Annotated in this window: 21 protein-coding genes; 8 read left to right on the top strand and 13 right to left on the bottom strand. The window is 64.3% G+C overall.

Features of this window, described 5'->3' with window-relative positions; all coding sequences use genetic code 11:
- Window positions 1–148 precede the first annotated feature (148 nt).
- The 5 genes from B5483_RS10455 to B5483_RS10435 all read left to right on the top strand — a co-directional run bounded on the left by B5483_RS10455 (window position 149) and on the right by B5483_RS10435 (window position 5,905).
- Window positions 149–1,606 carry a glycoside hydrolase gene (locus B5483_RS10455; protein WP_054944349.1) on the top strand — a complete coding sequence of 486 codons (1,458 nt, stop codon included), beginning with the start codon at window positions 149–151 and terminating at the stop codon, window positions 1,604–1,606.
- Between the two features lie 64 nt (window positions 1,607–1,670).
- Window positions 1,671–2,759: a GNAT family N-acetyltransferase gene (locus tag B5483_RS10450; RefSeq protein ID WP_054944350.1), complete on the top strand. Its 1,089-nt coding sequence runs from the start codon at window positions 1,671–1,673 to the stop codon at window positions 2,757–2,759.
- Between the two features lie 260 nt (window positions 2,760–3,019).
- Entirely contained in the window at window positions 3,020–3,937 is a 918-nt protein-coding gene (locus B5483_RS10445; RefSeq protein ID WP_054944351.1) for a glycosyltransferase family 2 protein, read from the top strand.
- A gap of 76 nt (window positions 3,938–4,013) precedes the next feature.
- Window positions 4,014–5,525, top strand: a complete 1,512-nt coding sequence (locus B5483_RS10440) for a lipopolysaccharide biosynthesis protein (protein WP_054944352.1) — start codon at window positions 4,014–4,016, stop codon at window positions 5,523–5,525.
- An 80-nt stretch (window positions 5,526–5,605) separates the two neighbouring features.
- Window positions 5,606–5,905: a hypothetical protein gene (locus tag B5483_RS10435; protein WP_231634381.1), complete on the top strand. Its 300-nt coding sequence runs from the start codon at window positions 5,606–5,608 to the stop codon at window positions 5,903–5,905.
- Window positions 5,906–5,918: 13 nt separating this feature from the next.
- Here the strand turns inward: B5483_RS10435 and B5483_RS10430 are convergent, their stop codons facing one another.
- From B5483_RS10430 to B5483_RS10390, 9 genes are all read right to left on the bottom strand, one after another.
- A complete protein-coding gene (locus B5483_RS10430; RefSeq protein ID WP_079730256.1) occupies window positions 5,919–7,073 on the bottom strand; it encodes a glycosyltransferase family 8 protein in 1,155 nt (384 codons plus the stop codon).
- A 59-nt stretch (window positions 7,074–7,132) separates the two neighbouring features.
- Window positions 7,133–8,362, bottom strand: a complete 1,230-nt coding sequence (locus B5483_RS10425; protein ID WP_079730255.1) for a class I SAM-dependent methyltransferase — start codon at window positions 8,360–8,362, stop codon at window positions 7,133–7,135.
- Entirely contained in the window at window positions 8,359–9,624 is a 1,266-nt protein-coding gene (locus tag B5483_RS10420; protein ID WP_079730254.1) for a class I SAM-dependent methyltransferase, read from the bottom strand. Before B5483_RS10420 ends, B5483_RS10425 begins: the two co-directional genes overlap by 4 nt.
- A gap of 10 nt (window positions 9,625–9,634) precedes the next feature.
- Complete coding sequence (locus B5483_RS10415) at window positions 9,635–10,690, bottom strand: NAD-dependent epimerase/dehydratase family protein (RefSeq protein WP_054944357.1); 1,056 nt, start codon at window positions 10,688–10,690, stop codon at window positions 9,635–9,637.
- Window positions 10,614–11,495: a glucose-1-phosphate cytidylyltransferase gene (gene rfbF / locus B5483_RS10410; protein ID WP_342743664.1), complete on the bottom strand. Its 882-nt coding sequence runs from the start codon at window positions 11,493–11,495 to the stop codon at window positions 10,614–10,616. Before rfbF ends, B5483_RS10415 begins: the two co-directional genes overlap by 77 nt.
- Window positions 11,492–12,448, bottom strand: a complete 957-nt coding sequence (locus B5483_RS10405; protein ID WP_079730382.1) for a glycosyltransferase family 2 protein — start codon at window positions 12,446–12,448, stop codon at window positions 11,492–11,494. Before B5483_RS10405 ends, rfbF begins: the two co-directional genes overlap by 4 nt.
- A 297-nt stretch (window positions 12,449–12,745) precedes the next feature.
- Window positions 12,746–14,014: a glycosyltransferase family 4 protein gene (locus B5483_RS10400; RefSeq protein WP_079730253.1), complete on the bottom strand. Its 1,269-nt coding sequence runs from the start codon at window positions 14,012–14,014 to the stop codon at window positions 12,746–12,748.
- A gap of 4 nt (window positions 14,015–14,018) precedes the next feature.
- On the bottom strand, window positions 14,019–15,689 hold the full coding sequence (locus B5483_RS10395; protein WP_245828924.1) for a glucosamine inositolphosphorylceramide transferase family protein: 1,671 nt from the start codon (window positions 15,687–15,689) through the stop codon (window positions 14,019–14,021).
- A gap of 200 nt (window positions 15,690–15,889) precedes the next feature.
- On the bottom strand, window positions 15,890–16,774 hold the full coding sequence (locus B5483_RS10390) for a proline dehydrogenase family protein (RefSeq protein ID WP_054944360.1): 885 nt from the start codon (window positions 16,772–16,774) through the stop codon (window positions 15,890–15,892).
- Between the two features lie 279 nt (window positions 16,775–17,053).
- Between B5483_RS10390 and B5483_RS10385 the strand changes: the two genes are divergently transcribed.
- Complete coding sequence (locus B5483_RS10385) at window positions 17,054–18,364, top strand: calcium-binding protein (protein ID WP_079730251.1); 1,311 nt, start codon at window positions 17,054–17,056, stop codon at window positions 18,362–18,364.
- Window positions 18,365–18,476: 112 nt separating this feature from the next.
- Here B5483_RS10385 and B5483_RS10380 read toward each other — a convergent pair whose 3' ends face one another.
- Window positions 18,477–19,316, bottom strand: coding sequence for a hypothetical protein (locus B5483_RS10380; RefSeq protein ID WP_079730250.1), 840 nt, complete (start codon window positions 19,314–19,316; stop codon window positions 18,477–18,479).
- 137 nt (window positions 19,317–19,453) lie between these two features.
- Complete coding sequence (locus B5483_RS10375) at window positions 19,454–20,701, bottom strand: S8 family serine peptidase (RefSeq protein ID WP_079730249.1); 1,248 nt, start codon at window positions 20,699–20,701, stop codon at window positions 19,454–19,456.
- A gap of 83 nt (window positions 20,702–20,784) precedes the next feature.
- Between B5483_RS10375 and B5483_RS10370 the strand changes: the two genes are divergently transcribed.
- Both B5483_RS10370 and B5483_RS10365 read left to right on the top strand, forming a co-directional pair.
- Window positions 20,785–21,282, top strand: coding sequence for an RNA polymerase sigma factor (locus B5483_RS10370; RefSeq protein WP_079730248.1), 498 nt, complete (start codon window positions 20,785–20,787; stop codon window positions 21,280–21,282).
- Window positions 21,279–22,052 (top strand): anti-sigma factor family protein, encoded by a 774-nt coding sequence (locus B5483_RS10365; protein ID WP_079730247.1) that lies wholly within the window; start codon window positions 21,279–21,281, stop codon window positions 22,050–22,052. The genes B5483_RS10370 and B5483_RS10365 overlap by 4 nt, the downstream gene beginning before the upstream one ends.
- A 64-nt stretch (window positions 22,053–22,116) precedes the next feature.
- Here B5483_RS10365 and cobA read toward each other — a convergent pair whose 3' ends face one another.
- Together cobA and B5483_RS10355 are read right to left on the bottom strand one after the other, a co-directional pair.
- Window positions 22,117–22,911, bottom strand: coding sequence for a uroporphyrinogen-III C-methyltransferase (gene cobA / locus B5483_RS10360; protein ID WP_079730246.1), 795 nt, complete (start codon window positions 22,909–22,911; stop codon window positions 22,117–22,119).
- The gene (locus B5483_RS10355; RefSeq protein ID WP_079730245.1) at window positions 22,908–25,487 is read right to left on the bottom strand and encodes a nitrate reductase; all 2,580 of its coding nucleotides are present in this window, start codon (window positions 25,485–25,487) and stop codon (window positions 22,908–22,910) included. The genes cobA and B5483_RS10355 overlap by 4 nt, the downstream gene beginning before the upstream one ends.
- Window position 25,488 lies beyond the last annotated feature (1 nt).

The following is a 25,488-nucleotide window of genomic DNA, read 5'->3' as shown; positions in this document are numbered from 1 at the left end:
CATTGGCGGCGCGCGCGTTCGCGGTGCTAGGTTCCTGAACATGATCGGCTGGGCCAAGGCATGGAGAGCAGCGCGCCCGTCGATGCCCAAACAGGCTTCGGGCCAGTCGCTCGGCCGCTGAACCGCGCGGGATCATGGGGAACTATCTTTGGAACTCACCTTCATCGGATTGATCCAGATAGTGGTCGGCGCAGCGATCGTGCTCTTCGGCGGCCCCGGCAGCGCCTTCATCTTCCTTATTGTCAGCGGCCTGTTCGACGGATCGGCGGCGATCCTGCTGCCCTCGCTCGGAGGGTCCTCGATCCCGCCCGTCCAGTTCGCCCTGCTCTTCGTCTACTTGCGCATTTTCGCACCCAAGGGCGGCCTCTACGGCTACTTTCCCGATGCCGTTCGGGCGAACGCCTGGCTGGTGCTGTTCTGCTTCTACGGCATCGCCAATTCATACATCGGGCCACGCCTGTTCGGCGGCGCGATCGCAGTCTATCCGATGCGCCCGATACCGGGTTCGGGACTGTTCGATGTCATTCCCCTCGGCCCGACCTCGCAGAACCTGACGGCGGCCACTTATCTTGTCGGAACGCTGCTGCTGGCCGTTGCCGCCTACATCTTCTGCCAGGCGCGCGGATCGAAGAAGGTCCTCATCGATACCGCGATCTGGAGCGGCTGGTTCTTCATCATTACCGGACTGCTCGATCTCGTCGCGCGCGGAACGCCGCTGGAGGACGTTCTCGCGATCTTCCGCAACGGCGACTACGTTCAGATGAACGTCGAGGTGGACGGTTTCGTGCGCATACGCGGCCTTCTGCCCGAAGCCTCGTCCTACGCCGGGTCGTGCTTCATTGCCCTCGTGGTCAATGCCGAGCTTTGGTACCGCTCGATCCGCCCCCGGCAGACGGGCCTGCTGGCCACCATCCTGACCGTCATGCTGGTCATCAGCACCTCGTCGACCGCCTATGTCGCGCTGGCCGGCTATGCCCTGATCTTCCTCGCCCGCGCCCTCGCCTTTCCCACTCTCGCGCCGCAGGGGAAGATCCAGCGCCTTGCCCTCGTCGGTTTCATGATCGTGTTCATGGTCGCGATCCTCATGGCGTCGATCCCTGAAGTGGCAACGGCGATAGGAAACCTCGTGCTGGAAATGACGGTCGCGAAATCCTCGACCGATTCCGGCCAGCAGCGCCTGTTCTGGGCCATGCAGGGTATCCACGGCCTGATCGATTCCTATGGTCTTGGCATCGGCCCGGGCAGCTTCCGCTCATCCAGCATGCTGACCGCGATCATCGGCGCGATGGGGGTCATCGGCAGCGTCTCCTTCGTGATGTACCTGCTGACGATCTTCCAGCCCTCGCGCCGATCGAGTTGGGGCATCGGCGCCGATTCATCGCAAACGCTGGGCGGCGCCTTCGCCAGCGCGGCCGTATTCAGCCTGATCCCGGCAGCCATCGCCTCTCCGCTGGCCAATCCGGTCGCGATCTTCTCGATCCTGTCGGGAGCGGCCCTCGCCCTGCGGCCGGGCCGCGAGGCAGCGCAAGCGAACCACGACCCCGTCCACGGCACATCAAGGACAAGGACCGTAGCGCGCAAGCGCACGGCAATGGATCAGGCATGACCCGATACCTGCCACTACGCCACCGCAGGGACCGGCTCCCCTGCCCCGTCCGGGAGGCTGCAGCATGAAAGCAAGAGTTCTCCCCCCCTCGCAACTCGATCGCGATCTTCTCGCTCGCTGGAGCCGGCTGTGCGACGCCGGTGCGCTTTACCAAAGCCCATTCTATCGCCCCCAGTTCACCCTGGCCGTGGCTGCGGCGCGACCGGATGCACGCGTCGCGGTTCTGGAACGGGGCGGCGATGTCGTGGGCTTCTTCCCGTTCCACCTGACACGCGGCGACGTCGCCAAGCCGATCGGCGGGCACATCAACGACTATCACGGCCCGATCCTTGCGCCCGGGACAGCCGTCTCCGGCCCGGCCCTGCTGCGCGCTGCGGGCCTCTCCGCCTACGACTACAATCACCTGCCGACGGCCTTCTCGACGCTGGCCGAGGGTGCGCATACCTTCTCCTACTCACCCTGCATGGATCTCTCGAACGGCTACGAGGCCTATATCGCGCGCAAGGATTCGCGCTGGACCAAGGCGCAGCGCGAAGTCCGCCGTCGGCAGCGCAAGACGGAAACCGAGATCGGCCCGCTGCGCTTCGCCTTCCACGATCCCTCCGAAACCGTGCACGAGCGGCACGTAGAAATGAAGAACGCCCAGTACGCCCGCATGGGCCTGAGGGCGATGCTGGGTAGCGGCTGGGTTGGCGAAGTCCTCGATCGGCTGAGGGCCATCGACGAGCCCGACTTCGCCGGCGTCATGAGCACCTTGCACGCGGGCGATCGCCTGATCGCCGCCCACTTCGGCATGCGCGCGAAAGGCGTGCTGCACTGGTGGTTCCCATCCTACGACCTGGCGCTTTACAAGCTGGGCCCGGGGATCAACCTCATCAACCAGTGCGCGATGACCGCCAACGAACAGGGCGTGACCCTGATCGACTTCGGCAAGGGCGACGAAGACTTCAAGCTCCACTTCGCCGACCACCGGGTCGACCTGTGCGAGGGTTCGATATGCCAGGCGCGCAGCATGGCCGCCACGCTGCGGCAGGGCACGCGGGCGCTGGTGGGCCTCGCCGAGTGCCTACCCCTCGGCCACTACCGGACGGTGCCGCGCCGCGCCGCAGCCCGGCTGATTTCCGGCGTCACCCTGCCGGAACGGGCCGGATAGGAGCGCTGTCGATGAGTACGACATCCATTTCCACCGGCCGATTTCGGGGTAGGCCGAATTATTCACCCTCCTCCGGGCCCACCGGGGCGGTGACTAAGGCGGGTTACCGCGATTACGAGGTCGATCAAGTACCTGAAATCGGCGAGAGTTTATCGGACAATAGGCGAACGAAGATCGGAACTGTGCAGACGTAAAGTGCCCGGCCCCAAGGTTTCCGGAAGCCGCCCGATCCACATAAATTGTAATGGTGACGAAGGTTTATGACAGCTGCCAACCTGAAAATAGCCAGAGAGAATTGCAGCCAGCCAATTCGGATTCATGTCATCATCGCCACTTACGGCCGACCCGATTCCGTGCGCAAGCTGCTGCGGCACCTCGAACACCAGACCCGTCCCGCGGACGGCACTATCGTGATCGGGACCTGTCCCGCCGACATTGCCGGCCTTGACGATGTGGCCGCCAATACGCGCGTGATTGTCGGTCCACGCGGCACATGTTGCCAGCGCAATTCAGGGATCGAGATGGTCAAGGACGAGTCGGATGTGGTCGTCTTCTTCGATGACGATTTCGTCCCGGCCAACGACTATCTCGAGGCGACCGAGGCCCTTCTGCTGGCCGACCCGGAAATCGCGGGGCTGACCGGGATTCTGGTTGACGACGGCGTCTCGCATGAACCCATTCCCTTCGACGTGGCGGTGCGCCGCCTTGAAGTCGACGGCGAGCGTCCGGCACAAACCGGGCATGTCCCCCGCCAGGCGCTTTATGGCTGCAACATGGTGATGCGCCTCGACGTGCTGGGCGATCTGCGCTTCGACGAGAACCTGCCGCTTTACGGCTGGCTGGAAGACGTCGACCTCACCTATCAACTCAGCAAGCGCGGCAAGCTGATTTCCGGCCCGGAGATTACCGGCATCCATCTGGGCGACCGCGGTGGACGTCAGCCGGGCAAGCGGCTGGGCTATTCGCAGGTCGCCAACGTGATCTACCTCTATCGCAAGGGAACGATGCAGCCCGACATCGGCTGGCGCCAGCTGCTGAAGAACGTCTCCGCGAACCTGGTCCGCAGCATCTCTCCCGAACCGCACATCGACCGGCGCGGCCGGTTGCTGGGCAACCTGCTGGCGATTACCGATTTCCTGCGCGGCAGGCTGGATCCGCGCAAGATCGTCTCGCTTTGACGGCCTGTGTGATCGCGGCGGGACCAGAACCACTTTCACACCGGGCACCCCCAAGCCCGGCCGTGGGGATAGGACCATGAACCTCAGGCTCGGTATGATGCACGGGGTCTTTTCGCTCGGTAGCGCGCGCCTGACCGGCAACCTGCTGGGCGCACTCGCCCTTGTCGTGCTGGCGCATCTGCTGACGCCGGAAGACTTCGGTATCGTCGCCATTGCCAGTTCGATCCTCAGCGTCGTCCAGTCCTGCACCGAACTGTCCCTGTCGAATGCGTTGATCCGCAAGGACAAGATCGACGCAAGCCATGTCGACACGGCATGGACCATGGCGCTGCTGCGGTCACTTGCCCTGTGCGTCTTCTTCGTGCTGCTCGCCTGGCCGCTATCGCTCGTCTATTCGGTTCCGGGCCTGATCCCCGTGCTGCTGGTCTCTGGACTGACCGGCGCCCTGATGGGCCTGCAGAACCCGATGGTGACAGTCGTCACCAAGGAAATGCGCTTCTGGCCCCTCGCCATTTCGCAGCTCAGCCTCAAGCTCATGAGCCTGGGCGTGGCCATTGCCCTTGCCATCATGCTCCGGTCCTACTGGGCGATCATCGCCGGGAACGCCATCGGCGCCCTCGTCGCGACGGCACTGACTTACATGCTCGTACCTTATCGCCCGCGCTTTTCGCTGGTCCATCTGCGGGAGATCTGGTCGTTCTCGGGCTGGATGTTCTTCAAGCAGCTTTGCGAGACGCTCAACTGGCGGGTCGACCAGCTGATCATGGGTGCACTGGTCCCGCGGGCGCAACTGGGCATCTACGCCATGGCCGACAGCCTTGCCGTCGTGCCCTCGCGCGAGATGGTGCAGCCGATCCGCATGGCGCTGTTTCCCGGCCTCGCCAATCTCAACGGAGACCTCAACCGCCTGCGCAACGCCTGCCTGCGGGCCCAGTCGACACTGGCCATGATTACCGCACCGCTTGGCATCGGCCTTGCCCTCGTCGCCGAACCGGCCGTCAAGGTAGCGCTGGGGCCGCAATGGATCGCGGCGGTACCGTTCGTCCAGATCAGTGCGGTCTTCTATACCATCAGCCTGTTCAGCACCGGATTGCAGCCGGTGGCCATGGCGCTCGGCAGGACCAAGATCCTCTTCGTGCAGCAGGCCCTCGTGCTGGTGCTCAAGGTCCCGCTGGTAGTGATCGGCTTCCTGCTTGGCGGCATGATCGGCGCGGCGCTGGGGCGATGCGTGTGTGAATTCATTTCGATGGTCTTCGAACTGATCGTCGCCCGGATGCTGACCGGAGTAACCGTCGCCGCGCAGGCCGCCTCCCATACGGTCACGCTCGTCGGTCTCGCGGCGATGGCCGTGGGCACCTACTTCGTGCATGGCGCACTGTCTCCGCTTCAAGCCAGCAATCTCGTCCAGCTGGCCATCGAAGTGTGCACCGGCGGCGCGGTCTATGTCGTTGCAGTCGGGGCCAGCTGGCTGATGATGGGCCGCCCGGACGGCCCGGTGCGCGAGATCGTCCAGCTCGCCCGGCGCTCGGGCGCTGCGGTCTGGCAGATGCCCGCCGCGCAGCCGAATTCCGGCCCGGTCGTCCCCTGAGAAAACAGCGCTGCCGGTGTACATGACGAATTCAGGTGCGGTGCGCCACTGCGCGCGATCCGTGGATGATTGAGGCAACCTTGCAAAGTCTGACTCGAGCCAACTACTTCTGCCTCCTCCTCGCCTCCTCGTTCGGCTTCCTGATCGCGGGGATGTTCACACGCATGCACCTGCGCCATATCGAAAGCCGGCTGCAGATCGCCGCCTTCTGGATCATAGCGATCGCTTTCCAGATCATCGTTCACCGGTCGCTGAAGGTGCGCCCGGGCAAGTTCGCGATTTTTGTGAGCGGCGTTTCCGCTACGATCGGCATCGTCGCGATCAAGTGGCTTATCGAGGGACCGCCCCCGCTCTCGCGCTGGGCCGAAATGCTCTTCTAGCCGTCAGGCCCGATCAGCGCGAATAGGCCGCGCCGGACGATCTCGGCGCCTTGGCCCGGGTGTGGAAACCGCTCAGGCCGATCGGCGAACCACTGCCATAGCCGTCGAGTACCGCTTCGGGCGGACGGATCTCCGCGCGTTCGCCCTTCGCCTCGGCCAGCAGTGCCATGGCCATGTCCTCCACGTCCTTGCCGTTGCGCGGTGCCCACGGCAGTTCCTCCTCGTCGTTGCGTTCTCGCGCAACATGCATGGCATCGAGGACGAAAGGCGCGTGCGCGGCCAGCGCATCGCGGATCTTCGGATTGTATCGGAACTTGAAGAGATCCAGCCGCGCGTTGAGCCGGTCGATGGCCGACTGCTCGGGGATGAAACCGGCCCAGACCGTATCGGCCAGCTCGCTGCGGTACCAATCCGCCGCATCCCGCCAACGCGGCGGACGCCGCTTCGACCATGGCTTGGTCGACGTGTAGTGTTCCAGTTTCGGCTTCAGCGCCCCGCCGAACTCGAGATAGGTTTCATGCAGGTTCCAGCGCGGATCGAGCGGCAGCCACTTGTCTTCCAGAGCCACGTTGAGCGCATCCTGATCCGGCGCTTCCTGACAGCTTTCGGGATGGTCGACCAGAAACTGGCGCGCACGGTCCAGAACCCCTTTGGACAACACGCGCGGCCAGTCGAAGACCATGACGCCGGACTGCAGGTAAGGGGCATCCTCGGCAAGAAACAGGTCTTTGCGGCGTCGCCGGATATTGCCGGTCAGGTAATAGACGAAGTCGTGCACCGCCCCTGCGATCTTGCCCTTCAGGTCGAGCGAAAGCAGCGGAGCGAGCGAAGTCATGATCCGCGTGTCGGCATCGAAATAGATCAGCCGCTCGACCTCCGGACCGAAGATCCTGTCGAAATAGAGGCGCAGATAGGCTGCGCGCGGCCAGCGGGTATTGATCGGTCGGATCGCCTCTTCGACTTCTTTCGAGGCAAAGATCCGCACCGTCATCTGCCTCGCCGCGAAAAACTTGCGGGCGGCTTCAAGCTCCGCCTCGTCGACGTCACAGCATACGAGGTTGAGATCGACCTGGCTTCCGGGCGGCAGGTGGTCCACGACAGACTTCAATTGGCAACATGCCGCAGGCAAGTACCCGCGATCGGAAGCCGTTGTAATTGAAGTCTTCATAATATCACGTTCCACAATTTGAACCGGAAGCGCGTCATATCACGCCTCGAATACAGATATCAGAGGAAGGTCACCTCGCAGGAAATGCCGAGGCTGCTGACGTAGTCCTCGATTTCGTCCTTGTAGATCCTGTTCATGATCACGATCAGGCCCGGCTTGATCTCGGCCAGTTCCTCCGGCGCGACGATGGGATGGCCGGTGCCGGGCATGAAGTGGCCGTGACGGTTGGGATTGATGTCGGTGACGCAGGTCACTTCCTCGTCGAGATCGAGCGAGGTCAGGAACGACACCGCCTTGGAGCCCGAGCCCCACAGCACGACCGACTTGCCTTGAGCCGCGGCAGCCTTGACCGTATCGCGCCAGTGCGCCTTGTGTGCCGCCACCCGCTCGGGGAAACTGGCCACGAGCTGCGCCAGTTCGGCCAGCGATGAGCCGTCATCGCTTTCCTGCTTGCCCGAAGCCGTGGCCTCGATCGTCAGGTACTGGTCGTCGTATTCGATCGCCGTGCGCGAAACCGCGAAATCGCAATCCTCGAACAGACGGCGCAGCGAAGTCTCGGTGAAATACGAGCAATGCTCGTGATAGATGTCCTCGAACGCGCAATGCTGCAGGATGCGGTAGGTCTCGGGCACCTGGAAGAAGACAACGGTGCCTTTGTCCTCCGTCAGTCCGGCGCGGATCGTCGAGATGAAGCTGGCCGTATCCGGAATGTGCTCAAGGGTCATCTTGCAGCACAGGAAGTCCGGCTCGCTGGCGCAGTGATCGGGCCGGAAATATTCCGGGATCAGGGTCACCCGCTCTGCGCCTTCGACGCCTTCGAGCCGTTCCGGAAGCGCACCGGGATCGACGCCGACGCCGGTATTTTCGCCCAGTTGCGAGAGCAGGACGAGGAATTCGCCCTTGCCGCAGCCGATCTCCATGACCTCGCGCCCGCGCAAGCCATGGCGCTCGATCAGTTCCGCGGCAAGGTTGCGGTGGAAGCGCGAGAAAGTGGGCGAGAACCCTTGCGTCTCTTCGTAGCGGCCCGAGTATTCGGTGAGGAACTGGTCGAAGCTCGCGTTGAATATGAACCCGCAGTCACTGCAGAAATGCAGCGCGACTTCGCCGCGAAGGCAGCCAAGGGCTTCCTCCCGCGTCGCAAAGAGGATGCAGGAGTTGGTCGGGACATTCTCCACCTTGTAGAACAGCTGCGTCCGAGCCGCCCCGCAATTGGGACAGGCGACCGGCGCGCCGCCGTGCGCCAACGCGCCTTGCGTCTGCGCGGAAAGGGCAGGATCGACCAGGTTCATTCGACAATCCTCGGTTCGGGTACGGGGATGATGAAGCGGCCGCCGGCATCGCGGTATTCCTGCTGCTGGGCGAGGATTTCGTCCGCGAAGTTCCAGGCCAGCATCAGCACGAAGTCGGGCTTGCGGGCGACAAGTTCCTCGGGCGGCAGGATCGGCAGGTGGGCGCCGGGCATCAGCATGCCCTGTTTGTTGACGTTGCGGTCCACAACGAAATCCAGTTGCCGGGTATTGAGACCGCAGTAGTTCAGCATCGTCGCGCCCTTGGCCGCCGCACCGTAGGCCGCGATCGAGTGCCCTTCGCTCTTCAGCGTATAGATGAGGGCAAGCAGCTTTTCCTTGAGCGTATCGACCCGCGCCGAGAACTCCGCGAAGAAGTCCAGCGTATCGAGACCAATGGCCTTTTCATGCGCCATGAGCGTCTCGACGCTCTCGCCAGTGGCCTCGAAGGGCTCGACGAAGATGCGCAGCGAGCCGCCGTGGATCTCCAGTTCCTCGACCCGGTTAAGGAACAGCCCGTGCCGCCGGAACAGGTTGTCCAGCGCCGTGACCGAGAAGTAGCAGAGGTGCTCGTGGTAGATCGTGTCGAACTCCACATGCTCGATCAGCCGCAGGAGGTACGGCATTTCGATCACGGCCACGCCATCGGGCTTGAGCAGGTTACGGATGCCGGCGACAAAGCCGTTGGTGTCGGCCACGTGGGCCAGCACGTTGTTGGCATGGACGATGTCCGCCCTGCCGTGCTCGCCCACGAACTTGCTGGCGAATTCTTCGGTGAAGAAATCGCATAGCGTGGGTACGCCCACCTTGCGGGCGGCGGCGGCTGGACCGTCGGCCGGGTCGATGCCGCAGACCGGCACGCCATGCTCGACGTAGTTCTTGAGCAGGTAGCCATCGTTGCTCGCCAGCTCCACGACGAGGCTCGAAGAACCAAGTTCCCGCTCGGCAAGCCGTTGCAGGACGTTGGCGCGCGAATGCTCCAGCAGCGCCGGCGAGAACGAGGAGTAGTAGGGATAAGCGTCCGCGAAGAGGATTTCGGGCGCGACCGTCTCCAGGATCTGCACCAGCGCGCAGTCCGGGCAGAACGCAACCACCAGCGGGAACGTCAGCTCGGGCGTATCGCCATCCTCGGGCCGGATCAGCCGGTCGGCCAGCGGCATGAAACCGAGGTCGAGGAACGGATGGAGCGACTGGCCGCCGCAGCAGCGGCAGGCGGTTTCGGTCTGCGATGCAACGCCGGGTTGATGCAGGAGAATCTGGTTCATGTAGTCCCCCTCAGGCTACGGCAAACTGTCGGACCGGGAACAGGTCTTCGTTCAGCGATCCCTCGCGGATGCGCTGCTGGATATGGGCGATGCGCTTGAAGCGCGGCCCTTCGAACTGCTCGACGGTCAACCCGCTGGACGTGAAGGCCGCAAACAGTTGCTCGACGCCGCGCCGGCAGGTCCATTGCGGCTTGAAGGCATGGAGGCGCCGGGCGATGTAATTGCAGTCCACGCGATAATTGCGCAGGTCCGGGCTGGCATCGTCGGCGAAGGCGATCTTCGATCCGGGTACGATGTCGCGCACGATCTCGGCGATTTCGCGGATCTGGTAGTTCTCGCTGGTCTGCCCGACGTTGAAGACCTCGCAGTGGACGTCTTCGCGGGGGGCTTCGACCGAGGCGATGTAGGCGAGCGCGATATCCTCGACATGAACGATGGGCCGCCAGGGCGATCCGTCGCTCTTGAGGTGGACGTCGCCGGTCGTCGTCGCCCATGCGGTCAGGTTGTTGACCACGAGGTCGAAACGCAGTCTGGGCGAGAGGCCATAGGCCGTCGAGGCGCGCAGGAACGTGGGGCTGAAGGTTTCGTCCGCCAGCGCGACGATGCCCTTCTCGGACTCCACTTTCGATACCCCGTAGGGCGTCACCGGATTGAGCGCACCGTCCTCGGTGATGAAGTTGTCGTCCGAGGCTCCGTAGTTGGAACAGGATGAGGCATAGACGAAGCGCGGGATCCCGGCGGCCTTGGCAAGCCGGGCGAGGTCGACCGATGCCCCGGTGTTGATTTCCTGCGTCAGTCCGGGGCGATAGTCGCCCAGAGGATCGTTCGAAAGTCCGGCGAGGTGGATGACCGCATCGAAGCCACGCAGGCGGTCTATCGCATCGGGTTCAAGAACGAAGCTGCGAACGTCCTGCCCGATCGAGGCAATGTCCGCAATCGCACCGGCAAAGGTGCATTCGGCAAAAAGATCGCTGTCGAGACCGACTACCTCATGCGCTCGCTCTAACAAGCGGGGTGCCAGCACTGTCCCGATGTACCCCAGATGCCCAGTCAGCAGGACTTTCATGAACGGTATCCCTCCAGAGTTTCCAGGGCGCCTGGCCCGACATCCAGTAATCGTTGAGAATCTGCTTCTCGCGCATGGTATCCATGCACTGCCAGAACGAGGTATGGCGGTAGGCCATGAGCTGGCCGTCCTGCGCCAGGCGGGAGAGCGGGCTCTGCTCGAACATCTCCTCCTCGCCGTCGATGTAGTCCATCACGCCCGGTTCCAGTACGAAGAACGCGCCGTTGATCCAGCCTTCGCCAAGTTGCGGCTTCTCGGCAAAGCAGGTGATCCTGTCGCCGTCGAATTCGAGGTGGCCATAGCGCGCCGGCGGGCGAACCGCGGTGAGCGTGGCCAGCTTGCCGTGCGACTTGTGGAACGCCAGCAGCTTGGGAATGTCGATGTCGGCCACGCCGTCGCCCCAGGTGACCATCATCGTGTTGTCGCCCAGCCAGGGCGCCAGCTTCTTGATGCGTCCGCCGGTACCGGCCTTCATCCCGGTCTCGACGAGGTCGACGTTCCAGTTGGGCGCGCAATCGGGCGAATGGCGCACCAGTTCGCCGGTCCGCGTGCTCAGTGAGACCGAACCGGAAACCGAGAAATGCTCGTGGAACCAGCGCTTGATGAACTCGCCCTTGTAGCCCAGCGCGACGCTGAAGTCGTTGAAGCCGTAGTGGCTGTAGATCATCATGATGTGCCAGAGCATCGGCATGCCGCCGATTTCGACCATCGGCTTGGGCCGGGTTTCGGTTTCTTCCGACAGACGCGAACCCAGGCCGCCGGCCAGGATGCCCACTCTCACCTTGGAGAAGTCATGCATAGTCATTTGAACACCACCTGTTTGAGCTGGCGGGGACCGATCTGCCCGGCAAAATTGCGCTTGAGGAACGCGGCCGTCTTCGGCGAGATCATGCCCGCCAGTTCGAGCGAATAGCGCCCGAGTTCCACCGGCGTCAGGCTCCGGCGGATCAGCCCCGCCCAAAGCCGGTAGGGCGCAACGACGTCGCCGTGCCGCGATGCGATGCGGAACAGATGGGACGCCAGCTGGATGTGCTCTGCAGCGGCGCTGCGGCTCTTGCGTCCGGTCTGCCAGAAGCTGCGCTGCAGCTTGTCGTCGATGTTGATCGAGCGCTCTTCGTGTTCGCGGTTGTAGAATACCGCGTCCTCGACCAGCAGGAACTTGCCGAGGATCGCCATTTCGGCCAGCAGCGCGCGGTCCGAACCGTAGTAGGAACGATGTAGCATCGAGCGCTCCAGCAGCTCGGGCCGGAACACGCCGAAGATCGGGAAGCAGGTCTTCGACAGGGCAATCGTCTGCCTGAAGCGCAGTGCCGGATCGTCATTGTCGATCGAGGGCGTTTCGTACTCGGGTATCTCGAAGATCTCGTCCTTGGGGCTGATCTGCAGGGTTCTGCCGTAAGCCAATCCGACGTCAGGGCGCGCTTCGAGCGCATCCACGCAGGCTTCGAGATAGTTGGGGCTCAGGCGGTCATCGTGCGCGCACCACTTGAAGTACTTCCCGGCCCGATAGGTGAAACCCAGGTTGTAGTTGGCGGCAGCACCGATGTTTTCCTTATTCCTCACCAGAACGACGCGACTGTCCTTGCGGGCATAGGACGAGACGATCTCAGGCGTGTCGTCTTGGGAGGCGTTGTCTGTAACGTACAGCCTGAAATCGGTGAGCGTCTGACCGAGAATAGATTCTATAGCGTCCGCTATGTAGTCAGAGCCATTAAATACTGGCAGAGATAATGTGACTTTTTCGGCGCTATCGGTCATGCTTTCACCAAACTGGAATAAGATAAAACGGAGACGATGCCCGCAGCCAAAGTCGAACTTGGGGATCGAAAATCGCATCCAATTCACGAATCATATTGGCATGTTCGGTCTGAGGCAGGAATCACGCACTGTGGTTAGACCGAAGGAGCAGAACCCTAGCCCAAAGGGGCAAAGAGATCAGGATATCATTGAATTATATTGGTTTTTATAGCGATCCTCAGGTCGACAGACGATTGCAGGGCGGGCCCGGAAACAGCGTTCCGGACGCTTGAGGACGGCTCGCCGCGAACCGCGCGTTCAGGCATAGGACCGCCGCAATGCCGGCTCGCGCGCGCGTCCGGAACTGTGCAGCTTTTCCTCGAAGATATCGATGAATGCGCCGATCCAGGTGTCCGGCGTGTGGCAAAGTGCATGGCCACCGGCGAAGCCGGCCCGGCTCATCTGCCCGACCTGATCGTCGTCGGCCGCCAACTGGCCCATCAGACTCGCCAACTGGTCGAAACGATCGATGTTGAACGTCTTGGCGAAGCCCAGCCGAACCGCATCGTCGGCAAGGTAGGCATGCGAAGCAAGAATGACCGGGAGCCCGCTCATCGCAGCTTCGAGAATGACGAGCCCGAAGGGTTCGGTCACCCGGCTCGGAACGATGATCGCGCGGCAATGCCTGGCAATCTCCGCGATGCCTTCCCGATCCTGCCAGCCGATGACGCGCGCATCCCTGTTCTTGCGCGCCTCCAGCGTTCCCAGCTTGCCGCTGCCGATCAGGGTGATCTTCTGCCCGGCCGCGCCCGCCGCCTTGATCGCGAGGTCGGCGCCCTTGTCGTGCCCCAGCCGGCCGACGAAGAGGAAACCCTCGTTGCGCTCCGCCTCAACCCGTTCGTCGGTCCACGCTTCCACAGGGTTGGGTATCGCAACGAGGTTTTTGGCCCGAAATCCGCTGTTTGCGAACTTTTCCAGCATCCGGTCGTGCAGGAAAGTGAATGTCGCGCGATTTTCCGCAAAGCGCGCGACACTGTTCAACCGCATGTGCCGCAATGCGCGCCAATACTTGCGCGCGGTGCTGATCCGGTCGCACTGGCTCACCAGGCATCGCGCCGAAAGCGAGCGGTGCTGACATGGCATTGCGCTCGGGAAATGGGAAAAACCGCCGTTCGGACAGATGTTGAAGAAGTCGTGACAGGTCACGATCAACCGGTCCTCGACCTCGCGCAGTGCCCGGAAGATCGAGGGCGAGAGGATCTGCGACCAGTTGTGCAGATGGTAGACCGTGCCGCGCGTGTCGTTGTCGCGGATCCAGTCGGCGACGAGACTCTCGGCTGCGGGATTGTGCAGCCCCTGCATCAGCGCATGGCGCGCCGGCAACTCGAGCAGCGCATCCGAGCCGAGCGTAACTTGCGTCACGCCCATGTCGTCCAACTTGGTCGTCGGCGCATCACCGCAGATATAGGTGACCGGATACCCCAGCCGGCGATAGAGCCTGACCGCCTGCAGCGCGATCACGGTGGCTCCCCCGCGCGATGCGGAAGCGAAGTCGTTGATGACGACAATTTGGTCTATCGAAGTCATCGGGTCACTCGCTCCCCTTGAGATGCCGGGTCCGGGCCGAGCGCAGACCGGTAGCCAAAGGCGCCATGGCCGGCGCGGACCCTGGCGCCTTGCGTCCAGTTGCACGGCCCGCAAAGCCGCCCACTCGCTTGCGAACATCCATCACCACACGCCCGGCCCGAACGTCCAAATGGTGGCAGCCCGTGATGCCGGGTTCGAAATCCGGCTCGATCGAGAAGGCCAATTCCTCCCGGTAATCGTCGAGAGACAGGTGCGCGATCTCCATCAGCCGCACGCCGTAGCCGTAAGTGCCATGCGAATTGTCCTGTGCGGGGCGATAGAGCCTGCCGTCGAGTTTCAGGATACGCCCGGCGTTGCGCGCCTCACGCGCGTCGACAACGACGGGGTTGAGGGCGTGGGGCTCCAACCGCGCAAGATCGGGCCCATCGGTCCTGAAGATGTGCAACTGGGTGTTCATGTCGAGAAAGGCGTCATCGGAGATATTGGTGAACAGCCACCAGGTCCCGTCGATCAGGTTCAACGTCGAATCCGCGGCGACGACACCCTCCAACGCGGTGGCATGCAGTGCCCAGTCATACGGAAACTCGCGGCACTTCCAGACTTCCAGCCGCCGGACCTCGCAGCATTCGGGCATCATGTAGAGCTCCCCTTCATGCTCGAAGAGGTGGGGAAACGACAGGTGATAGTCCCGGCGCAATGCGACCCGGATATCGGCAAGCTGCCCGTCTTCGAAGCGCCCTACGCTGATGTGCCCGCGGCCGGTGCGGTAGTCGAACTCCTCGAAGAAGCAGTACATTGCCCCTGCCCGCTCCCACAGGAAGGGATCGGCGAAATAGCTGTTCTTGGCCGAGACATGCGCTGTCGCCCTTGCGGGATCGAACTCGGACCATGCCCCGGCATGGGACTTGAGAAAGAACATGCCCGGGCGTGCGCCCAGTTTCTCGCCAACCTTTTCAACCACTTTGGCCGCTCCATCGCCGCCAAGACGAGCCAGATAGGTACAAAGGCCAGCTCCTCCCGGCTGGCGCGGCTCTGCGGACCGGGGCAAGGCAGGCAGTTCGACCGCTTGCGATGCCTGTGCCCGCTTCAGGGCGTTGACGATCAGCGGCACCGCCTTTTCGAGCATGAAGTCCTCGTTGCGCGAAGCCACGAACTTGGTATTGAGCCGCGCCGTCGCGATCGTGGTCTCTTCGCCCCTGTCCGCAGCCCCACACAGGAGCGATATCGCTATGACGGGATCGCGCGCGACGATTGCGGCGATGGCCGTGCTACCGGCTGGACGGCGCAGGAAGTCGGGGTGCCAGATACCCAACCGCGCAACTTCCGCCGGAAAGATGCCGGCGGCCTGCCCGGACAGATCGACGATCACGTCAAGGTCCATCCCCACGATCGCCAGGTGATCGTCATTGGCAAGGGTCGGGCAGTTGCCGCGCCGGTTGGACCGATCGAGAGGGTCCGCAGCCTGCAGCTTGCCCACGACCTTGCGTTCGAACGCATACCATGTGCGGACCAGGGCGTTGCCCGAGGATGGCTGCATGTGTGAAGGGCATGCGATGAAGGCGCGCAGGTCCAACCGCGGTTCGGCCTCGATCTGCTCCACCAGACGCGTACACCATCCGGCGGGCCGATCGGGCGTTGGCAGTACGATCGCAATGCGCAGTGCTTGCATCCTCATGAACCGGCTGCGTGTGGGGGCGCTTCGAAAGGCAACCGGGGCCCACCCCGACAGCGCCTGATGTCGAAACGATAAGTCGCTGCCGCCGCGCTTCCCATGCCCTATTCGGCGGTAGCTACAATGGGTCGCGCGCAGGAAACGGGCAGCAGCGCTAATCCGTTCGGATTGTTCGGATTTGCTTGCCCACGACCTTTGAGCCGTCAGTTCGCGACCGGCGCTGCGGGCATCTGCGCCGGGTCCAGCGACGGCAGCACGAAGTTCCTGCCGCCGATCAGGTCACGACCCAGCCAGTACAGCGTCTTCGGGCTCTTGATCGCCCGCTTGAGCGAATAGGGAAGCCAGGCCTCGCCATAGGGAATGTAGAGCCGCGCGCCAGCCCCATAAGACGCGCCTTCGCGCAGGGCGGCCTCGATCGGCAGCGGATAGACGAATTCCTGTTCGAATGGCGTTCCCGCTTCGGCAAGGATGCGCATGGCCTCGCGCGCCAGCGGTGCGTCGTGCGTGGCGACCCCCACGAAAGCGGCCTTCCCGGCAAGGCGCCTGATGATGCCGAGGTACCCTTCTCGCAAATCGATATGGGGGTGGTCCGGATCGACCCACTCGCCCTTGACCACCCGCACGCGCACGCCCAGCTCGATGGCACGGTCGGCATCGCGCAGACTGCGCTTCCAGCGACCGGGAATGGCAAGGCCGACACCCTCGCGCGGATAGCGTTCCAGGGTCTTGAGCGTATCGTCGGTCTGCGGCGGCGCGTGGGCATCGAAGATGACCGGCGCATCGACCTTGCGGGCCAAGGCAACGACCTGCTCGACCAGGTCCTCCCGCTCCTTGAGCGCGGGCAGCTTTGCGGCAAGGGCACCGTCGATGCGGCCCTCGCCGATCAGCGAGAGGATCCGCGAATATTCGCGCACGACGATTTCGGGATCTTCGGTTCCGTCGTTCCAGTAACACAAGGTGCAGCGAAGGTTCTGCCGGCCGGCACGCAAGGCCAGGTCGGCGGCATCCTCAAGGGCTTCGCCCGCGACGTACTTGCTGGTCGCCCGCTTCAATACCGGACCGAGAATGGACTTGAGAGCTTCGCGCATCGTTCCCCGCAAATGCCTTTTCCCAATCGCTTCACGACGACCGTTTCGGGATTTCGACGTGACTTCGCGAGACTTCCCCTAAGCCCTGACAATAGTCGGTCATGCGCGGGTGCCGGTATCGTCCATTGGCATTTAACCCGGAAGAGTAGTTCATCGCGCGTCGTTCTATACTCTTGCGCGGCAGCTCTCCTTGCAGTCGCCGATGCAGCATGCAAACTGCAGGGAGCGGCCCGCCTGGCCTTCAGGCGCTGGCATTCCTCTCCTGTCGGCGACATTGCGATGAGACCGTTCGGATACACGATCCTGTCACTGGTGGCGGTGATTGCCTGCCACGGTCCGGCGCTTGAAGGCGCAAGCCACAAGCAGGCGGACGTGACGGAAGGGGCAATTCCGGAAGCGCAATTCGTCGACTCCATGGGTGTCAACGTCCACCTCAACTTCACCGACGGCGCCTATGCCCGGCTCGACCGGGTTCGCGACGACATGCGCTATCTGGGACTGGTCCACGTGCGCACCCATGACGGCGGCGACACCGTGCCGCTCTCCGACTATGCCCGGCTCGCCTCCGAGGGCCTGCGCTTCAACCTGATCGCAACGGCGGACCAGATGGACCGGAACGTCGATTTCGCGGCAAGGCTGATGGCGCAAGTCCCCGGCTCGGTCGTCAGTATCGAGGGCTTCAACGAGATCAACAACTGGCCCGTCAGCTATCGCGGCCTCCACAAAGACGAGGCGGGGCGGGCCGCGCAGCGCGATCTCTATGCCAAGGTCAAGGCACATGCCGGCCTTGCGCATCTTCCGGTCCTCTACTTCACGGGCGGGGAAGCCGTTTCGGACCTGTCGGGAATGGCGGACTGGGCGAACGTCCATGCCTACAGCAACAATGCGCAGCAGCCGGGGCCCGCCCTTCGCGAGGCCTTCGCCAAGTTCACCGGCTCTGCGGCAAGGGCCCCGCGCGCCAATACCGAATTCGGCAACTTCACGCTTCCCGAAGGCTGGCCCGAGGGCAAGCCGTACTGGGCCAATTACACGCAGCTCGGCATCGACGAAGTCGCCCAGGCCAAGCTGGTCCTCACCGCCTACTTCGAGGGTGCGGAGAGCGGCATCGGGCGCAGCTACGTCTATGAATTGCTGGACGAGAAACGCGATCCCAAGGGAACCGAGCCGGAATTCCACTTCGGCCTCTTCACTTTCGAACATCGGCCCAAGGCCGCGGCGAAAGCGCTGCATAGCCTGACTTCGTTTCTGGCCAGGACCCGCTCCGACAAGGTCGAAGGCCCGATCGGTGCCAGGCTGAAGACGGCAGACGGATCGATCGGCATCCTCCCGCTCCAGCGCGAAGATGGCAGCCTGATCGTCGCGCTGTGGAGCCGTTCCCCGTTCTGGCGATGGGACCGGAACTACGCGGGTCCGGCCCAGACGCCCATGAAACAGGTCGAACTGGTCTCATGGTTCGACAACGGGAAGATCAAGGCCGTGGCTTTCGATCCGCTGGAAGATGCCACCGCGAAGCTCAAGGTTCGGGGCGGACACAACATCACCGTCGCGGTGCCGAACTACCCGATCCTCGTCTATCTCCAGAAGCGGTAGCGGCCACCTTGCAGAATCGGGCGACCCAGCGCCCCGCGGTCTGATTGACCGTCAGGACACTGGGTCGCGGGACCTGAAAGAGCGGGGGGACGGGTTTCAGGCCCGTTTCGGATCAGGCGCCGTCATTGGTGCTGACGTTCACGCCCACGCTGGCCGAACCGCTGCCACCCTGCTTCGAGGCCGAGCCGCTGCCCGAACCCGAAGCGCTGGCGTTGGCATTTCCGGCCGAGGCATTGGCCGAACCGCTGCCGTTACCGCTTGCCTGGGTGTTCGCAGCCGTGCCGGCAGCATGACCGGCAGCGTCACGGACCTTCGAACCCAGTGCAGAGGCGCGATCGCGGACGGCGCCGACCGCGTTGCCGGCGGTATCGGTCAACTGCGAAGCCGACGGCGCCGAGCCGACGGGCAGGTCCGCAGCGCCGGTCAGGGCCGAGTTCGCCGAACCGGAAGCCGAGCCGCCCGCACCCGAGGTACCGGCAGAGCCCGAAGCCGCACCGCTGGCCGAACCCATGGCGCTGCCGCTGGCTGAGCCGAGCGCACCCTTGGCACTGCCGACCGCGTTGCCGACACTATCGTGTGCCGTTCCGGCGAGGCCGGTGGCACGGTCGCGGGCATTGCCGGCGGCGTTGGTGACCTTGCCGGTCAGCGCGGAAGCGTCCGGCGCGGAAACGTCGGGAGCCGTGACCGACTTGGTGGCCGACGCCTCGCCCGAGCCGTTGACGGTCGAGGTCACGGCCCGACCGGCGCGCGAAACCCCGATGTCGCCCATGGCGCTACCGGCACCGCCAACAGTGCCGCCGACCGAACCGACGCTTCCGCCAAGGGTGCCGCCGATCGAGCCGCCGAGGCCGCCGCCAAGACCGCCACCGCCAAGCAGCTGCGCATTGGCAGCGCCTGGCAGGGTGACGATTGCGAGAGTGGCAATTGCAGTTCCCAGTGTGAGCTTCTTCATGATCTTGCTCCTTCCTTTGCTGTCCTTCCCTTTGGCGTGAACCTTGCCTCGGGGGTCTCTGGTGGAAGGAACGGATGGCCCTTTGCCTTTCATCCGCGCCGGGTCGATTTTTTTGGAAGTTTTTTCGATTCTCTTGCTCAGGCGCCCTTGCGGCAGGTGCCGCAGAGCACCCCGCGGCCAGTCCGGATCGATCCATCGACCGCTTCTGAATCAACGATTTTCAACGCCGATACAGAGCTACCGAGACGCGGATAGCGGGCCGCGATCCGGGCCGCGGCCAGCGGCGCTGCAAACGACGTGCCACGCAGCGCCATGCGTCCCTTGCCGGGCACGAGCGCGGACATGTCGGCACCCGGGGCCGCATAATCGAGATGCAGCGCCTTGCCCGCTTCGATCAGGACCCGTCCCTTGCCGTCGACCCCAGTTACGGCAATGACACCCGGGTAACTCGCCGGGTAGGCCGGCGGCGCCGCGGCGCCGTCATTGCCCACGGCAGCGACCACGACCATCCCGTGCGCCCGCGCGGCGGCAATCGCCCTGGCGAGCAGCGCATTCTTCGGACCGACCAGACTGATCGAGACCACCGGCACTGCGTTCTGACGCATCCAGCCGATCGCCTTGGCGATCGCCAGTGCATTTCCGCCGGCCGGATCGGCCCCATAGACATCCGCGCCGTAGAGCCTTGCCGTCCCGGCCCCGGCGAGGAGCGAGGCAATCGCCGAAGCATGCTCGCTGGCCCTGGGCGCTCCTTCGGCAAATCCGCGCTGGCCGGCCAATCGGTCGGAACCGGCGATTCCGCCGTCGATCACGCCAACGGTACCACCGCGAGGCAAACCTGCACCCGCTGCGGACGATCCTACCACGCTCGACGCGCTGTTGGAGGGAAAATGTATCTGGTCAGCAGTGATCTCGCGCCCGGGAAGCAGCTTGCGCAAGGACCGGATCGCCTTGTCCAGCGCTCGACCTTCGGGCACCGACAGCCGTGCATAGGCCAAGTCGAGCCCCTCGATCGTACCCTGCTCGATCACGCCATAACCCTCGCTCCCGACGAGTGCGATGTCTCTGTCGCCCGGATCGACGAGCAGCACCTCCCCGCGCCGCGCGGGTGCACCGGTATCGTCGAGTTCCACCGTGTCGGAGTTGTTGCGGGCAAAACGGGTCAGGCGCTGCACCCGCTCCCGCGCAAGACTGCGGGCACTGCGCACCACATCGCGCACCGGATCCAGCGCATCGCGGGCCCTGTCGCCCAGATCCTGCGTCACCTGACCCAGTGTACCCAGCGGATCGCCGGGCAATGGCAGCCCCAGTTGCGCACGCGCCGGGCCTGCGATCAGCAGGAGCACGGCCGAGACAAGGGCGCATCGTTTGAGGTTCCGGGTCATCATGGTCTTGTCCGATAACAAAAAAGATAGCACTCAGGGATGAAACGTTCCCGTCCATCCGTTTCATCCCCAGGCAAGGCAATTCGATGAGCATGACACGCTTCTGCGAGGAACTCACTGCGCTGCTGCCGCGATTGCGGCGGTTTGCGCGCGGTTTGACGCAGGACAGTGCCGATGCCGACGACTTGTGCCAACAGACGATCGAACGGGCGCTCAAGGCCCGCCAGCAGTGGCAGGAAGGCACGCGGCTCGATGCTTGGGTATACAGGATCATGCGGAACCAATGGATAGACGAAGTCAGGGCAAGAACGCGCAGGTCGCAGACGTTCGCCCATGAGGACGAAGGCATGAATGTGGGCGTAGCCGGCGACAGGGACGCAGAGAACCGCGTGGAACTCGGCAATGTCGAGCGGGCCCTGCAGCGCCTGCCCGAAGATCAGCGCGAGGCGGTCGTTCTCGTGATGGTCGAAGGCTTTGGCTACAAGGAAGCCGCGGACATCCTCGGCATCCCTCAAGGGACGCTGACCTCGCGGCTGGGACGCGGGCGCGAAGCCCTTTTGCGCGAATTGGGAGAAGCGGCATGAAGGTGACCGACGAAGAGCTGATGGCCTATGCCGATGGCGAGCTTTCGCCGGTCGACGCCGCCCGGATCGAAGCTGCTGTCGCATCCGATCCCGACCTCGCCTTGCGCCTCGATGCCGAACGCAAGCTGCGGGCAGCCCTGCGCGGCCATCTCGATCCCGTCGCCGAGGAACCCGTGCCCGATGCCTGGAAGGCGATGATCGCGGCCGCGGCCGAAGAGGACAAGCAGGCCGAGGAACGCAAGGTCGTAAGCCTTGCCGCTGCCCGCGCCGAAAAGGCGAAGAAGGCCGCACAGGATGCCAGGGAAACGGCCAGGGCGCGCCCCTTCATGCAGCGCTGGGGCACGGGCGTCGCCATTGCCGCATCGCTGGCGCTGGGCGTGTTCATGGGAACCCAGTTGACGCTCAAGGGCTCGGTCTCCGATCGCGACGGCACGCTTGTGGCCTCGGGCACGCTGGCACGCGGGCTGGACAGGCAACTGGCTGCCGCCAGCGAGGAGGAATCGCTGCAGATCCTGACGAGCTTTCAGCGCCGCGACGGCGACTACTGCCGCGTCTTCGCGTCCGGCGGAACCTCGGGGATAGCCTGCAAGGACGATCGCGGCTGGGTCCTCGAGCGCACGATCAACGGCGGGACGCGGCAGGGCACGCAATACCGGCAGGCTGGCTCGGCCAATTCCGAACTCATGGCCGCCGCGCAGGAAATGGCCAAGGGCGCCCCGCTCGACGCCGAGCAGGAGAAAGCCGCCAAGGCGAACGGGTGGAAGGACTAGCGCGCAGCTTGCGCGACATCAGGGGCGCCCCGTCTGCATGGGGATGCCGCTAACTGAGCGGACTTCAGATCGCCGCCTTGGCTTCCGGTACCGAAACGGCGGCATCCACGCCTTCCGGGCGGGCCATCGCCTGACCGATCAGCAGCAGCGCGGGCCCGTCGCCCAGCGCGGTACGGACCGCGAGGGGGAGCAGGTCGAGGCGGGTGTGGAAATGGCGCTCCTGCGGCAGGCTGGCACTTTCCACCAGCGCGACCGGCGTATCGGCGGGTAGGCCGGCCTCGATCAGGCGGGCAGAGACTTGCGGGGCTGCGGCCTTGCCCATGTAAACGGCCAGTGTCGCTTCGGGATCGGCAAGGCGCGACCAGTCGAGCTGGAGCTCCTCGCCGGCGCGGGCATGGGCGGTCACGAACGTCAGCTTGCGGGCGAGGCCGCGCAAGGTCAGCGAAGCGCCAAGGCTTGCCGCCGCCGCGCTTGCCGCGGTGACGCCCGGGCAGATCCGCACGGTCACCCCGGCCTCGCGGCAGGCGTCGAGTTCTTCGGTGGCGCGACCGAAGATCGCCGGATCGCCGCCCTTGAGACGCACGACTTTTTCACCCTGCAGCGCAGCTTCGACGATCAGCTTGTCGATCGTCTCCTGATCCTTCGAATGGCGGCCGGACCGCTTGCCGACATGCACGAGGCGCGCCGAACGCGCAGCCATTTCGAGGATTTCGGGGCCGACCAGCGCGTCGTAAAAGACCACGCTGGCCTCGCCGATCAGGCGTTCGGCCTTGCGCGTCAGCAATTCGGCATCGCCGGGGCCGGCACCGACCAGCCATACCGATCCCGCCGGGAAGTCCCCCTTGAACACATCGGTCATTCTGCAGCTTCCCTTTCAAGCGTCGAACAGGTTTCCAGCAATCGGGCGATAGCCGGACGGCACGATCCGCAATTGGTGCCGGCACGGGTGCAGCCCCCCACTTCGGCTACCGTTGCCGCACCCTCGCTGACCGCCAGTTCGATGTCCCTTTCGCCCACGCCGTGGCAGACGCAGACGATGGCACCGCGATCGGGCAAGGGCGCACTGGGGCGTCCGGCGAGCAGCTCGGCCGTGCTCGCCTCGTCGAGGCCCAACTGCTCGGCCACCCATCCGCGCGCGGGAAGTTCGCCCGAGCGGGTGAGGTAGGCTGCGGCAACGAGCGAGCCCCCTTCCCCGCGCACCGCGATGCGGCGCATGCCGCGCGCAATGTCGGCGACTTCCAGCCGTTCGCCGTCGGGCAGCAACGCGCCGATGTCGATTGCCCCCTCGCCCGCGAGTTCATAGAGCCAGCCCGCCTTGATGCGCGAACGGGTCCAGTACAGCAGGCCCTCGGGCGCGATGACGTCACCGCGCACGACGAAGGCCCGCCACTCGGGCGAAAGGGCAACCACACGCGCGGCGCCGTTCTTGAAACCGGGTTGGCCGGAGACGGGATCCACCGCCTGTGAGGGCAAACGGTTGGAGCGCCCTTCCCCGGCCATGGCGTCGGTCCAGTGCATCGGCACGCAGACTTCCCCCCGTCGCTGCCCTGTCGACACCTGAATCCGATAGACCGCCGATCCGCTCGCCGTCTCGACGCGGCCGAGGCCGCCATCGACGAGATCGAGCGCTTCGGCATCGGCAGGATGCACTTCCAGCAGAGGCTCGGGCCGGTGCTGCGAGAGCGTGGGCGACAGGCCGGTGCGCGTCATCGTGTGCCATTGGTCGCGATAGCGCGCCGTATTGAGACGCAGCGGGAACCCGGCGCTTGTCACCGGTACCGGCGGCCGCACGGATACAAGCCGCGCCCTGCCGCTGGCGGTAGGAAAGCGCCAGGCCATTGGCCGCTCGCCGCCCCACTGGAACGGCTCCATCGCTTCGTATTCTTCGTCGCTAACCCTGGCGTGCGGAGTGAGGTCGAGAACCTTGCCGCGCGCCTTGGCCAGCGCCGTCATCAAGGCGTATTCGCGAAAGATCTCTGCGGGCTTGTCCCAGGCGAAGCTTTCGCCCCAGCCCATCCGCGCGGCGACATCGGTCATGATCTTCCAGTCGGCGCGGGTCTCTCCCGGCGCAGGAAACAGCGCGCGCTGGCGGCTGACGCGGCGTTCGGAATTGGTGACGGTGCCGTCCTTTTCGCCCCAGCCGTGCGCAGGCAGGCGAACATGGGCGAACCTGGCCGTGTCAGTATCGGCGATGATGTCGGAAACGACCACGGTCGGACAACGTGCAAGCGCCTCTCGCACGAAGTGGCTGTCGGGCATCGAGACTGCCGGATTGGTCGCCATGACCCACAGAAACCTGATCTTGCCCTGATGGATCGCCCGGAACATGTCGACCGCCTTGAGGCCGGGACCGGCGCAGATGTTCGGCGCGTTCCAGTAGGCCGATACGTCATCGCGCTCCTGCTCGGAAAAACCGAGATGGCACGCAAGCATATTGGCCAGTCCTCCCACCTCGCGACCACCCATCGCATTGGGCTGGCCGGTGATGCTGAACGGCCCCGCGCCGATCCGGTTGATCCGGCCTGTCGCGAGGTGGAAGTTGATGATCGCATTGCCCTTGTCGGTGCCGCCCACCGACTGGTTCGCTCCCTGGCTGAACAGGGTGACCATGCGCGGATGCTCGGCGACGAGATTGCAGAGCTTGGCGAAAAGGCCCGCGGTGACGCCGGGATCGCAGTCGAGCCCATTCCAGAATCCCGCGTCTGCCTCTACCCGCTCGCGCAGGAAGGTCTGGTCGAGCTTGCCGCGCCGCTTCATCTCGGCCAGCAGGGCATTGAACAGGGCAGTATCGCCGTCGGGCGCGATCGGCACGTGGAGGTCGGCCTGCTCGGCCGTTTCGGTCCGGCGCGGATCGATGACCACGATCTTGGTCCCGCGCCGCTCGCGGGTCTTCTCGATGCGCTGCCACACGACCGGGTGGCACCAGGCAGTGTTCGAGCCGACCAGCAGGATAAGGTCGGTCGCGTCGAGATCCTCGTAGGAGCACGGCACCACGTCCTCGCCGAAGGCTCGGTTGTGCGCGGCCACGGCGCTCGCCATGCAAAGCCGGGAATTGGTATCGATATTGCCGCTGCCCACGAAGCCCTTCATCAGCTTGTTGGCGACGTAGTAGTCCTCGGTGAGCAACTGTCCGGAGACATAGAAGGCGACGCTGTCCGGCCCGTGTTGGGCGATGCAGTCGGTCATCCGGTCGGCGACGAGATCGAGGGCATCATCCCAGCTTGCCGCGCTATCGCCGATCATCGGCCTGAGCAGGCGACCTTCGAGCCCCACCGTCTCGCCAAGGTGCGTTCCCTTGGAACAGAGCCGGCCGTCGTTCGCCGGATGTTGCCGATCCCCGACGATGGCGACCCCCCGATCACCATCGCCGGAAACCTCGGCAGTGACACCGCAGCCTACCCCGCAATAGGCGCAAGTCGTGCGGATCACCTTCATG

This window comes from Novosphingobium mathurense (assembly GCF_900168325.1).
Classification (GTDB): Bacteria; Pseudomonadota; Alphaproteobacteria; order Sphingomonadales; family Sphingomonadaceae; genus Novosphingobium; species Novosphingobium mathurense.
This window is presented reverse-complemented; position numbering and strand designations above follow the sequence as displayed.